At 68.0% G+C, this 12,942-nt stretch carries 7 protein-coding genes; 4 read left to right on the top strand and 3 right to left on the bottom strand.

Translation table 11 applies throughout. The features are described from left to right. Positions 1-70: 70 nt before the first annotated feature. On the bottom strand, positions 71-1,402 hold the full coding sequence (locus tag ACFVW8_RS35275) for an N-acetylmuramoyl-L-alanine amidase (protein ID WP_389697411.1): 1,332 nt from the start codon (positions 1,400-1,402) through the stop codon (positions 71-73). A gap of 336 nt (positions 1,403-1,738) precedes the next feature. On the opposite strand from ACFVW8_RS35275, the gene ACFVW8_RS35270 reads away from it, so the two are divergent. Next, the gene (locus tag ACFVW8_RS35270; RefSeq protein WP_389697409.1) at positions 1,739-3,952 is read left to right on the top strand and encodes a germacradienol/geosmin synthase; all 2,214 of its coding nucleotides are present in this window, start codon (positions 1,739-1,741) and stop codon (positions 3,950-3,952) included. A gap of 195 nt (positions 3,953-4,147) precedes the next feature. Here the strand turns inward: ACFVW8_RS35270 and ACFVW8_RS35265 are convergent, their stop codons facing one another. Continuing rightward, positions 4,148-5,188 (bottom strand): PucR family transcriptional regulator, encoded by a 1,041-nt coding sequence (locus ACFVW8_RS35265; RefSeq protein ID WP_389697407.1) that lies wholly within the window; start codon positions 5,186-5,188, stop codon positions 4,148-4,150. 1,100 nt (positions 5,189-6,288) lie between these two features. Here ACFVW8_RS35265 and ACFVW8_RS35260 point away from each other — a divergent pair. From ACFVW8_RS35260 to ACFVW8_RS35250, 3 genes are all read left to right on the top strand, one after another. After that, a complete protein-coding gene (locus ACFVW8_RS35260) occupies positions 6,289-8,973 on the top strand; it encodes an AAA family ATPase (RefSeq protein ID WP_389697405.1) in 2,685 nt (894 codons plus the stop codon). Positions 8,974-9,276: 303 nt separating this feature from the next. Continuing rightward, positions 9,277-9,975, top strand: a complete 699-nt coding sequence (locus ACFVW8_RS35255; RefSeq protein ID WP_389697403.1) for a BTAD domain-containing putative transcriptional regulator — start codon at positions 9,277-9,279, stop codon at positions 9,973-9,975. A 17-nt stretch (positions 9,976-9,992) separates the two neighbouring features. After that, positions 9,993-10,787, top strand: coding sequence for a thioesterase II family protein (locus ACFVW8_RS35250; protein WP_389697401.1), 795 nt, complete (start codon positions 9,993-9,995; stop codon positions 10,785-10,787). 86 nt (positions 10,788-10,873) lie between these two features. On the opposite strand, the gene ACFVW8_RS35245 is transcribed toward ACFVW8_RS35250, so the two are convergent. After that, positions 10,874-12,832 (bottom strand): SDR family NAD(P)-dependent oxidoreductase, encoded by a 1,959-nt coding sequence (locus tag ACFVW8_RS35245; RefSeq protein WP_389697399.1) that lies wholly within the window; start codon positions 12,830-12,832, stop codon positions 10,874-10,876. Positions 12,833-12,942: the final 110 nt, after the last annotated feature.

The following is a 12,942-nucleotide window of genomic DNA, read 5'->3' as shown; positions in this document are numbered from 1 at the left end:
GCGCTGTTGTGTGTGCGCCGCCGTTGTGCGTTCACGGCGTCACGCGTTCACCGCCGGGCAGGCGCGGTCCTCAGTGCGCGCGGACGATGTCCACGTCCGCGGCCTTCACGAAGGCGATGCGGTGGCCGATCTGGACCGTCACGTACTTCTCCTTGCCCCGGAAGAACGAGTGGTCCAGCGGGTAGGAGGAGTCGATCGTCGGGGCGTAGAAGTAGCCGGTGGGGGCCTCGCCACCGCCGGGATAGGACTGGCCGGCCTTGATCGTGTACTGGAGCGGTGTGCCCACCCGCTGGTCGGCGAAGCCTTCGGGGTACTCGGACTTCTCCGGGTAGGCCACGCCGTACACCGGCACCTCGGTCCGGCCCGCCTTCGGCTTCACCACGTAGCCCGAGGTGGGGGTGGTGGTGCGGGTGCGGGCGGGAGTCTCGAGCCAGGCCTTCTGGCCGTACCACCAGATCGCCGTCCAGCCGGGTGCGTGGCCGGCGACGACGGCCTGCTGGGTGGCGCTGATCTTGCTGCCCCAGTCCGCGACGCAGTTGGTGCCGGGTGAACCGTCCGTGTGCAGTCCCGGGTCGGAGAAGAGCGGCGAGTCGGCGGAGGGCTCCGTGTGGAGCGGAACGGCGCTGGAGCCCTGTACGGGCAGGTCGACGTCCTTCTCGCAGTCGCGGAACGCCTGCTTGTTGTCCTTGAACCGTGGGCTGACGGTGATGAGTTCGCTGTTCTTGCGGGCTGTCGGCACCGTGGGTTTGCCGAGCAGTGCCATGAAGCGGTTCCAGTCCCAGTAGGTGCCCGGGTCCCAGTGCATGGCTGCGGCGCCGGCGGCGCTGGTGGGCGGCACGCCGTCGTGGCCGATGATGTGCTGGCGGTCGAGCGGGATGTCGTACTTGGCGGCGAGGTAGCGCACCAGTGCGGCCGTCGAGCGGTACATCTCGGGGGTGAACCACTTGGCGCCGTCGACGGCGACGCCCTCCTGCTCGATGCCGATGGAGTTGGAGTTGAGGTACCAGTTCCCGGCCTGCCAGGCGACGTCCTTGTTCTTCACCATCTGGGTCACGTGGCCGTCGCCGGAGCGCACCACGTAGTGGGCCGAGGTCTGCTTCAGCGGGTTCCGGAAGATGTCCAGGGTGGTGTCGAAGTCCTCCTCCGTGTCGTGGAGGACGATGAACTTGATCTTGTTGCTGTGCGGCCGGTCCGCGGTGTCGTAGTTGCCGTACGTCTCCTTGTCGGCCGGGTCGCCGGTCTGCTGGTAGGCCGCCGGGACCCAGTCGCATGCCAGAGAGCGCGGGCACTCCGGCCGCACCCCGTCCGCGCCGGCCTGTGCCGCGGGGCTGAGCAGCGCGAGACTCAGCGCGCCGACGGTGGTGTACGCGACCGCGAGTCCGGTCCTCTGCTTGGACGTCATGACAACCCTTCTTGGAGCTGTGCGTTTCCTGAGCTGTTCGCGTCGGGAGGTGTTCGTGTTCCGATCTCCGTGTTCCGCTGTGCGCGCACACTCTGTGACCTGAGGTGAGAGGTCGTCAAGAGTGCTGAGGGGGCGGCGAGTCGAGCCAGTGGACCAGACCACTGACAGGGCCGCTGACCTGCGAAGGGCGGTGGGCAACGGCTTTCTGGCGGTGCCGTGCTCTTGTGTGACTAATCGCGGTCGTGCGTGCCCCGAACGGCCGAGGGGTAGTGCTCGCGCGGACACGACCGAACCGCGTGACGCTCACGCGGAGGCTCTCGGAAAGGCCGGACGCACATGGCTCAGCCCTTCACCCTGCCGGACTTCTACGTTCCGTATCCGGCGAGGCTCAATCCTCATGTCGAGGAGGCCCGTCAGCACACGAAGGTGTGGGCGCGGGCCATAGGGATGCTGGAGGGGTCAGGTATCTGGGAGGAGAAGGACCTCGATTCCCATGACTACGCGCTGCTGTGCGCGTACACCCACCCCGACTGCTCGGCCGAGGCGTTGTCGCTGGTGACCGACTGGTACGTCTGGGTCTTCTTCTTCGACGACCACTTCCTGGAGCTGTTCAAGCGCACCCCGGACCGCGAGGGCGGCAAGCGGTATCTGGACCGGCTGCCCGCGTTCATGCCGATGGAGCGCGACGCGCCGACGCCCGAGCCGACGAACCCGGTGGAGGCCGGGCTGGCCGATCTGTGGGCGCGGACCGTACCGGGCATGTCCGACGCCTGGCGGACGCGGTTCGCCGAGGCGACGAAGAACCTGCTCAACGAGTCGCTGTGGGAGCTCGCGAACATCAACGAGGGCCGCATCGCGAACCCCGTCGAGTACATCGAGATGCGCCGCAAGGTGGGCGGCGCCCCCTGGTCGGCGGGCCTGGTGGAGTACGCGGCCGGCGCCGAGGTACCCGACGCGGTGGCCGGCGAACGGGCTCTGCGGGTGCTGCGGGACGCCTTCTCGGACGGTGTCCATCTGCGTAACGACCTCTTCTCCTACCAGCGGGAGGTCGAGGACGAGGGTGAGAACAGCAACGGTGTGCTGGTCCTTGAGCACTTCCTGGGCTGCTCGACACAGGAGGCCGCCGACGCGGTGAACGATCTGCTGACCTCACGGCTCCAGCAGTTCGAGAACACCGCACTCACCGAACTGGGCCCGCTCTGCGCCGAGAAGGGGCTGGATCCCGCCCAGACCGCGGCGGTCCTGGCCTACATCAAGGGCCTCCAGGACTGGCAGTCGGGCGGCCATGAGTGGCACATGCGCTCCAGCCGCTACATGAACGACGGCGGGGCCGCGCAGGCGGCACCGGGCTTCGGCATGGCTGCGGCATCGATCCGGTTCACCCCCCGCTCGGAGTCGGCGCGGCTGCGCAGCCACACCCATGTGCCCTACCAGCACGTCGGGCCCTCTCTGCTGCCCGACTTCGACCTGCCGTTCGGCACGACGCTCAGTCCGCATCTGGACGGGGCCCGGGAGCGGCTGGTCGGCTGGTCGGACCGGGTGGGCATCCTGGAGGCGCAGCCGGGGGTGCCGGGTTCGCACATCTGGGACGAGGAGCGGCTGCGGGCGATCGACCTGCCGCTGTGCGCGGCCGGTATCCACCCGGACGCCACGCCCGACGAGCTCGACCTGTCCTCGCAGTGGCTGGCGTGGGGCACCTACGGCGACGACTGGTTCCCGGTCGTGCACGGGCGGGCACGTGACCTCACCGGGGCCAAGGTCGCCAACGCGCGTCTGTCGCAGTTCATGCCGCTCGACGGGGGCGTGGTGCCCGAGCCGGTCAACGCGCTGGAGCGCGGGCTGGCGGATCTGTGGGAGCGCACGTCGGCTCCGATGGACGACAGCGGCCGGCGTGCCTTCCGCACCTGCATCGAGGACATGACGGCCAGTTGGGTGTGGGAGCTGGCCAACCAGGCGCAGAACCGGATCCCCGACCCGGTGGACTATGTCGAGATGCGGCGCATGACCTTCGGCTCGGACCTGACGATGAGTCTGTGCCGGCTCGGGCACGGCAGGAAGGTCCCGGCGGAGATCTACGACAGCGGACCGCTGCGCTCCCTGGAGAACGCGGCGGCGGACTACGCCGCGCTGCTCAACGACCTGTTCTCGTACCAGAAGGAGATCGAGTACGAGGGTGAGGTGCACAACGGGGTCCTGGTGGTGCAGAACTTCTTCGGGGTGGACTATCCCACCGGGATGAGGCTCGTGTACGACCTGATGAAGTCGCGGCTGCGTCAGTTCCTGCATGTAGCCGAGCACGAACTCCCGGTGTTGTACGACGACTTCGACCTGGATGACGAGGCGAGGGAGATCCTCGCGGGCTATGTGCTGGAGCTGAAGCACTGGATCGCGGGCATCCTGATCTGGCACCGGGACTGCCGGCGCTACCGCGAGGAGGATCTGCGGCGGGGTACGGCGGCCCCGTGGCACCTCAGCGGTCCCACGGGGCCGGGCACCTCCGCAGCCCGGGTGACCTCCCTGTTCGCTCAGCTCTCGGGGGTCAGTGTGTAGCCCTGTCCGGCGCTCGCCCGGGACGTCTCGTCGCCGCTCGCCAGCAGCGTGCCACGCGCCGTCACCTCGCGGGTGCGGTCCGCCGTGATCGCCACACGGCGGACCGTGCCCTCGGCCGGTCACCGCCCATGCCCTGGGGTGGACGGGACACCGCAACGCTTCGGTTCGGACACGATCGGTTGGGGCAGGGCCTGGTCAGACGCCCTCGGGCACGGATGAGGACAGATCGAGGTCCCGGGCGGCGAGCGCGAGGACGAACGCGAGGATCCCTCGCGTGCGTACGGGGTTGATTCCTGTCAGCTGCTCGATCCGTTCCAGCCGGTAGGTCAGGGTGCGTCGCGCGACGTTGAGCCGACGGGCGGTCCTGCTCCGGTCCAGATCCATGAGATAGAGCGTCCGTAACGTCTTCAGGAGTTCCGGGGCCTCCACGATCGGATCGATCAGGGAGATCAGCTGTCTGCGGTACTCCCCGTCCCTGGAGATGGCGAGCTCGCTGATGACCTGGCTGCTCTCGACCGTCTTGCCGTCCAGCCCGGCGATACCGGCCAACGACTCGATCCTGGACGCCTGCTGGACGGCCATCGCGAGTTCGGAACGGGGTGCGATGACCGCACCGGCCGGTGCGGCGAAGGTAATGCCCACCCGCTTGAGCGTCTCCACCATGTGCCCCGACAGTTCTTCCGTGCTGCGGTGGGAACGGATCGGGGCCAGGATGCACAGATGGCGCCCCGCCTGGCAGCTCAGCCCCAGGTCTCCGGTGGTCAGTGCGGCCGATGCCCTGGCGACGGTCGCGGCACTCGGCACGTTCTCGCCGACCACCCGGCCGGCCACGGCAACGTACTCCTTCGCCGGCGAGTGGTGAGCGGCGGCCGCGAGTTCGTCGGTGGCCGATCCGTTGAGCATGAGATCCGCCAGCACCCGGCGCGACGTGTCCAGCCCGGCCTGCTTCTGGGCGTGCACATAGGCGAGACTGATCGCGGCGGTGATCTCTTTGACCCCGACGGATGACCACTGCGTCAGGGAGACCAACTCGCTCTGCTCCCCTGGCCGGGCCGAGACCCAGCAGGCCGCGACGGCGACCGAGCATCCGACATCCCAGGCGTGCAACAGGGGCGCGATGCGCTCCCCCCGCTCAGCGAGCTGCACAGCGAGAGCGGTGCACTTGGCGAGCTCCTCCGCCGGCAGATCCTCCCCTTGGCGGTAGAGGGCCAGGCCCCTGTCGAGGACCGAGCGCACGAGCTCCGCGCTCCCGGCCGAGCAGACGAGGCCACCCCCCTCCGCATATATCTGAATCTTTAACCAGATTTCCTGTGCTATTTCTTCCGTAAGCGCAGCAAGTCTGGAGAGTATATCTCCGCGGGAAAGCTCCAAAGTGCCCATCAACATGCCCCCATACATGTAGCGATACACCCCAGCCATTCAAGCTTGAACCGCCCGACCGTCACCGGCCTCCGGGGGACAAGAATCCCACCGGGTCAGCACAGGAGAGCCCAGAGTGTAAAGAGCTTGAATCAATACCCAACCTTGCACAGATTCGAACTGACTTCCATCGAGTTCCCCCGACCTCCCCCTAAGGCGGCTATGACCTGGGTCACACTTACCATCTATTTTCCTACCCTTGGGCATTCCTTTGCGATATTTGGGGCATCCTGAGCCGCTGCTTGACCACAGGGGGGTGACCGCTAATCCATGCCGGCACACAACACCCGAGGCCTCCCTGGGGACGCTTCGCAGCGTGCACCGACACCTGACTCCACTCGGCTTCGACACCCAGGCAACGGACATTGCGGTCGGGCTCCGACCGGACCGTGAGAATCAGACGACTCTTCAGGGGAAATGCCCCAGAAACGGTCAAGAACTGCCGCCAATTTCTACCCGGGTTTTCCCAGCCAGGCGAATCTGCATCTATTCTCGCCCTTGCGGATTGCCCGATGCGCCGAGCACCAGATGGTCTTCGACCCGCAGCACCCAACGCCCCGAAGGATCACGGCTATGTCATGACCTACGCCTTCGATCCCGGAAGTGACACCAGGGGACCTCCTCGTCCTGTATGCGCGGGACCCAACCGGCGACCCGGCAGCCCGTGCATCTGCTGTGCGCGCCCAGACCCCGAGGAGGGCCAGGCGGGGACGCATGACCGCGCCGTCAACCTCTGATGCCATGGCGTCGATTGCCCACAGTCGAAGACCTCTCAACGGAACTGCACACGTGGGAAGCGTCGGAATCGACTGGGCCAGGCGGTTGTTGCAAGCTGTTGATTCGAGATGCAATCATCGTGACGTCAGCCGTCACACGTTCGGGCTTTATGTTCCCTATATGTCTCGGAGGTACGGAGAATGTTTCACCCAGTTCCTTCATCATCTCCTTGCGCCGAAACAGCAACGACACACGACGACCTGCATTCGGATGCCGGTTGCGATCCCCGTGGCGCCACACCCGCCACGCAGCCGGAGCAGGACGGGGCAGCCTGGGAAACGCTGTCCGAACGGGCGGACCCGCTGGCCAAACTGATGAAATCCTTCGCCGGGACACGTGCCGACGCCGGACAGATCGTGCAGGTCAGCGGGCCAGTGGCAAGCGGAAAGACGGAGTTGCTACGCGTGTTCACCGCACACGCACGACAGAAGGGTGCACTCGTCCTGCACGCGACGGCCCGGGCGATCGAGGGGGAATTGCCCCAGGGCGTGCTGAAACAGCTGGTGGAGTCGCTGCCCAGTGAATTCGTCCGACGAGCCGACGGCGCGCATGCCGAATGCTCCACGGAAACGAACGGGGACCATTCCGGAAGTGAATCACCGGCGCAGGACCCGGCGGAAACAACCCAGTTCTTACACAAAACCCTGCTGAAGATCTCACGCCATAAACCGATCGTTATTTGCGTCGATGATGTGCAGTACGCGGACACGGCGTCGCTCGACATTCTGATGTCCTTGCTCCAGGGATGGCGGGGCGCCCGGATCCTCACCGTCCTGGCCGTCCGCACCGGAGAGGCCGCCGAGAATCTCGCCCTGTACCGGTTGCCGTGGGACCGCGAAGTGACCCGCATCCGGCTGTCCATGCTCTCGCCGGACGGCACGCGCAGTCTGCTCACCCGGAGTCTGGGGCCGTCGGCCGGGGGACAACTGGCACCGACCTGGTACGCGATGACCGGGGGGAACCCCGTACTCCTCAATGCCCTTGCACAGAACGCCCCATCAAGCGGCCTCACTGACGCGGCGGGGGCGCAGGAGGCCCACGACCACGAGGCGTTCCGCCTCGCCGTGATGCGCTGCCTGTGGCGGGCGGGCACGGTCGTCATGCATTGCGCCCAGGCACTGGCCACGCTCGACAGAGTCGCCACCCCCCTGCTGCTGGCCGGGCTTCTCGGCATTTCCCCGCAGACCGTCCTACGGGCTCTGGCGGAACTGGCGGGCATGGGCTTCCTCGACGGAGGGCGGCTCAGGTCGCCCGGCATCAGGCAGAGCGTCCGCAACGGAGTGCCGGCGACCGCACGATGCCGCCTGCAATTGCGCGCCGCCCGCATCCTCTACAACGACGGAGCCGATGTGGAGGCCATAGCCCCGCTGATCGAGGCCGCGGGAGGCAGCAGCGAGGACTGGGCCGTGCGCTCTCTCCTCGAAACGGCCCAGCGATACACGCAGGGCTCGCTTTCCGACCGGAGGATCCGCTATCTGCGGCTGGCACAGCGCGCCGGAGCTGACGGGCCGCAGGCCGAACGAGTGACTCTGGCGCTCACCGAGGCCTTGTGGCAGACCGACCCGGCACTCGCCTTCAGATACGCGGCCGAGCTGGCCACACCCGAGCGGCGCGCCAATTTACCGAGCGGGGCCGAACCGTTACTGGCCAAATGCCTGCTGTGGGGCGGTGAGGTCGACGAGGCTGCCGCACTGTTCTCGTCCGCGGCGCCCGACACCGCGTCGGACGCCTTCAACCAGGTGCGTGTGTGGTTCTCCTACCTCTATCCCGGCTTCGACCCGTCGACCGCAGCCGGACCCCGCCGGTCTCGAAGACACGCCGACGCGGAGCCGGACGGAGCCGGACGGTACACCACAGGCGCTTCGCTTCCCCCGGAGTCCGGCCAGTGCCACCCGGACAAGGCCGGCGAGCGGCTGAGCAGCGTACAGCTGACGGAAGGTTCACTTCCTCATGTGGCGATCGCACTGGCCGAGTTACTCGCCGCAGGCCGCACCCGGGAGGCCCGGAGGTCGGCTGATCGCCTTCTGGAGCAGGCGGCGGCCAGCCGGGTTCCGTTGTGGACTGCGATCCTCACCGCATGCCGGGCGGAGATCGCGCTGCGCGAGGAGAGGCCGGCCGAGGCCGAACGCCTGGCGCGGCTGGCAATCGACGAAATCACCGAACCCGGCTGGGGAATCGCCCTGGCCGGTCCACTGTCCACCCTGATCACCGCCCTCGTCGAACAGGGGCGCACCGACGAGGCGGCACCGCTGGTCGCGAAGACGTTGGCATCCCATACCTTCCGAGGGAGCGCAGGTCCGGGGTACCTTGCGGCCCGCGGTCGCTACCACCTCGCGGTGGACGAACCACGGCTGGCCCTGCTGGACTTCGAACGATGCGGCGAACTCCTGCGGACCTGGTCCGTCGAACTTCCGCTGCTGTCGGACTGGCGGGTCGGTGTGGGGGAGGCTCAACTACGTCTGGACCGGCCGCACGATGCCCGGCGCACCCTCAGGGCTCACCTCCGGCAGTCCGACGGACGCCATCCCTGGATCGACGGCCAGATACGGCATCTGCTGGCCGAGGCGACGGCGGTCGTCCGCCGCGCGTCCTCGCATCGGACAACGGGCGAGCCGGAGGGCGACCCCCGCCTCAGCAAGGCCGAACTGCGTGTGGTGACCCTCGCGTCGGCCGGACTGAGCAATCGTGACATCGCCGGTGAGCTGTTCATCACGGTCAGCACGGTCGAGCAGCATCTCACCCGGGTCTACCGCAAGCTCGGCATCGCCGGACGTGCCGAGCTCGTCGAACAAGCTCGGGCCTGGAAGGAAGAGGGCCCCCCATAGGCGGTCCCCCTGCTACTGAACAGCCCTTAGGGGGGTCCGAAGTATTAGGGGTTGGTGACCCGAGAGCGGCCGTCTTAACGTGGAGGCCGCTTGCACAGATCGATCGTTGCCCAGCGACGGAACGGGAGTGTGCTGATGGAGGACTCGGCTGCCGCAGCTGAGATACGACGGGGAGCTGTCGGCAGGGGGGTAGTCCCGAGCGCCTCCGGTGCCCCGGTGCCAGCGAGCCTGATCAGATACGAGGTGCTCGGCCCCCTGCAGGTGAGGGGACCGAGATGCAGCGGATTCATCAGTGCCCCGAAAATGGAGGCGGTGCTCGCCCTGCTCCTGGTGAGGGCCGGGCAGGTCGTCTCGATGGATGCTCTGGTGGCGCAGATCTGGGGGGACCGGGCGCCCCGCAGAGTCATTGCGTCTCTGCAGGTGTATGTGTCCAATCTAAGGAAGTTACTGGCCAGCCCGGAACGGGACGACAGCCCGATCGTCACACGGGCGCCCGGCTATCTGCTGGACCTCTCGGACGGCGAGCTGGATCTGCACGACTTCCAGCAGTTTCTCCAGATCGGCAAGGAACACGCGCGCGCCCAGCGTCATGAGCAGGCCGTCGAGGCGTTCCAAAAGGCCCTGGCTCTGTGCCGGGGGTCCGCCTTCAGCGGCATCGAGGATATCCAGGCGGTCAGGTCCTTCGCCGCCTGGTGCGAGGAACTGCGCCTGGAATGCTCAGAGTTGATGTTCGACTCAAAGTTGGCGCTCGGGGAGCACCGCGACCTGATCGGTGATCTGCACGCGCTCGTCACCGACTATCCGCTGCGGGAGGCCTTCCACCGCCAGCTGATGCTCGCCCTCTACCGGTCGGACCGCCAGGCCGATGCGCTGGCAGCCTACCGGTCGCTGCACGACAACCTTTACCACGAGCTCGGACTTGCACCCTGCCGGGGCCTTCGCGATCTCCAGCAGGCAATCCTGGCCTCCGACAGCCGGCTCGAATTCCTGGAAGCCGTGTGAACCCCTGAGGGGACTCGATGACCGACCTGTGGATCAGGCGTTTCCAGACCGACCCTGCCCCCGGCCCCCGACTGGTGTGCTTCCCGTACGCCGGCGGGGCAGCCGGCTACTTCCGCCCGCTGGCCGGCGAGTTGCGGCAGAGCGCCGACGTACTGGCAGTCCAGTACCCGGGCCGCCAGGAACGAAGATCCGAGGAGCCCCTGCGCGACCTGCACACACTCGCCGACCGGGTGGCAGCCGCGCTGTCTGCGCACCGGGACCGGCCCCTGGTGTTCTTCGGCCACAGCATGGGTGCGGTGGTCGCCCATGAGGTCGCCCTGCGTCTGGCTGCAGACGGTGACGGCCCCGTGGAACTGTTCGCGTCCGGGCGGCGCGCACCCTCCCGTCAACGCGACGACAAGGTGCGCCTGCTCGACGACGACGGTCTGGTCCGGGAGTTGAAGCGGCTGGCCGGCACCGACCAGGCCGTCCTGGAGGACAAGGAGATCCTCGACATGGTGCTTCCGGCGATCCGCGGGGACTACTGGGCCGTGGAGACCTACCGCCACCGCCCGGGCACGATGCTCGCCTGCCCCGTCACCGTTCTCGTGGGTGACCGCGACGAGCGCGTCACGCTCGACGAGGCACGGGCGTGGCGGGAGCACACCACCGGCCGGTTCGCGCTGGAGTCGTTCGGCGGCGGACACTTCTTCATCAATGACCACACCAAGGCCATCGCCGAGCTGTTGCGCCGCCGACTGTCGGAGATCTCCCGGCACCTGTCACCCGCCGCGCACACTGTGGCGTCCGGTGGTGACCTGCCGGGCCGCTGATCGGTCGCGTATCGCCTCCTTCTTCCGGCAACCGGCCCACTGCCCGCCCGCGGAAACCCGCGGGCGGGCAGTTCCGTGTCATCGCGCTACGCGCCCGTCCGCTGCTCCGCCTCGGAGACCGGCTCCCCCACCAGTTCGGTGCGCAGGTACGCGGCCAACCGCTCCAGCGTGGGATGGTCGTAGACTGCCATCGGTGTCAGGGTGAGTCCGGTGGCTGTGCAGAGCCGGTTGCGCAGCTCCAGCGCGGTGAGCGAGGAGAACCCGAGCTCCAGGAACTCCGCCGTGGTGTCAACCGGGTCGGTCGAGCTGTACCCGAGCACGGTGGCGGCATGCTTCCGGATCAGTTCCAGCAGGAGCATCTCCTGCGCCCCCGGGGACAGCCCCTTCAACTGGCCCAGCAGAACTCCCGGTCCGGGTTCGGGCCGCGCGGAGCGGGATGCCAGGAACGGCTCCGCCTCCGGCACGTCGGCGATCAATGATATCGGTCCCCGGCCGGAGAACGCTGGCACGAAGTGCTCCCAGTCGATGTCCGCGACCACCGACGTCGCCTCACCGCTCGCCAGCGCCTGCCCCAGAGCGCGGACCGCCATCCGGGGGCGCATCGAACGGTGCCCGGGTGCCCCACCGGTGTCCCCGTCGCCGGCCAGGCGGCCCCAGATCAGTGAGGTGCCCGGCAGATTGAGGCCCCGGCGGTGGTGGACGAGCGCGTCCAGGAAAGCGTGCACCGGGGCGTCGTCGCCGAGCCCCACCGTACCGAGGAGGCCAGACGCCGAGGAGAACACGACGAAGGATTCGAGCGCCTCGTCGAGGGTCAGTTCGTGCAGGTTCACCGCAGCGGCCAGCTGCGCGTCCGCTTCCGCCGTCTCGGTGCTCGTGGGGCGTGCGTCTGCCGTCCAGCGGTGCATCGCGCCGGCGTGCACGACGGCGGTCAGCGGGGCTTCCGCCGGAATCGCCGCGAGGACCTCGGCCAGAGCTTCTCGGTCTGCCGGATCGCAGTCAGCCGTGTCGACAACGGCGCCGAGTGCGGTCAGTTCGGCGGCGAGCTTCGCCAGGCCATCGGGCACCGGAGTGGTGAGCAGGATCCGCGGGGCGCCGTTCCTTGCGAGCCATCGGGCCGCTTCCATGCCCAGCGGGGTGTCGCCACCGGTGACGAGCGCGGTGCCGGTGGTGACGCGCTCGTCGGCCTGCCGGGTACCGGAGCCGAAGCTCCTGGTCAGGCGGCGGGCGAAGGAACCGGAGGCCCTGACTGCCACCTGGTTCTCCCCTTCGTCGTCGGCGAGCACTGCGGCGAACGCCCCGCCCGCACGCGTGTCAAGGACCTCAGGCAGATCCACAGCCCCGCAGGTCCGGCCGCCTCCGGCCGCCAGTAGCTTCGCCGCTCCCCAGAGCTGCGCCTGCCCCGGACGGGTCAGGCGGTCTGCTGATCCGACGGATACCGCGCCCCGGGTCACGTACCAGAGGGGAGCGTCGATCTCGGCCTCGGCGAGTGCTTCGGGGAGTATCCGGTGCAGGGCCTCCGCGGGGTCCGCGGCAGCGGTGGCGTCTTCATCGACAGCCACGAGCGAGAGGATCCCGCTGAGCGGCAACTCGCCCGCCAGCGCACTGCTGATCCGCTTGGTGAGGAAGGCTGCCGGACCGGGATCGGCCGGATCGATGAGCAGTTGTACGACTCGTGCTCCGCGTTCCCGCAGTACCTGGAGGGCCCATTCCGTCGGCTCGGAGGCCCCCGGGGCCTCGGCGCCCGTGGATGTAAGCACCAGCCAGGTGCCCGAGAGCTCCTTTGTGCCAGGCCTCTTCAGCGGCTGCCAGCGCACTCCGTAGCGCCATTCGCTCTGCTTGCGCCAGGCCGCCAGGACGGGGAGCACGGCCCGCAGCGACGCACTCTGCTCGTCTGCCAGTTCCAGCGATTCGGCGAGGTCCGCGAGATCACCTCGTTCGACGTCTGCCCAGAACACATCCTCCGTGTCGTCGCGTGTCGCGTCGACCGGGACAGGGGCCGGGTTGTCCAACCAGTAGTGCTCGCGCTGGAAGGGGTAAGTCGGCAAATCAACCAACCGGCGACCATCCCCAGAAACGAAACCACTCCAATCGACCACCGCACCACCATGAACATGAACGTGAGCGAGAGCCTTCAACAGAGTCAGCAGCTGCGGGC

It is taken from the genome of Streptomyces sp. NPDC058221, assembly GCF_042882365.1.
Classification (GTDB): domain Bacteria; phylum Actinomycetota; class Actinomycetes; order Streptomycetales; family Streptomycetaceae; genus Streptomyces.
This window is presented reverse-complemented; position numbering and strand designations above follow the sequence as displayed.

Bases quoted from the DNA above. Each gene is read 5' to 3' on its own strand.
- ACFVW8_RS35275 (WP_389697411.1), bottom strand. From the start codon at position 1,402: ATGACGTCCAAGCAGAGGACCGGACTCGCGGTCGCGTACACCACCGTC.
- ACFVW8_RS35270 (WP_389697409.1), top strand. From the start codon at position 1,739: ATGGCTCAGCCCTTCACCCTGCCGGACTTCTACGTTCCGTATCCGGCG.
- ACFVW8_RS35260 (WP_389697405.1), top strand. From the start codon at position 6,289: ATGTTTCACCCAGTTCCTTCATCATCTCCTTGCGCCGAAACAGCAACG.
- ACFVW8_RS35255 (WP_389697403.1), top strand. From the start codon at position 9,277: ATGGAGGCGGTGCTCGCCCTGCTCCTGGTGAGGGCCGGGCAGGTCGTC.
- ACFVW8_RS35250 (WP_389697401.1), top strand. From the start codon at position 9,993: ATGACCGACCTGTGGATCAGGCGTTTCCAGACCGACCCTGCCCCCGGC.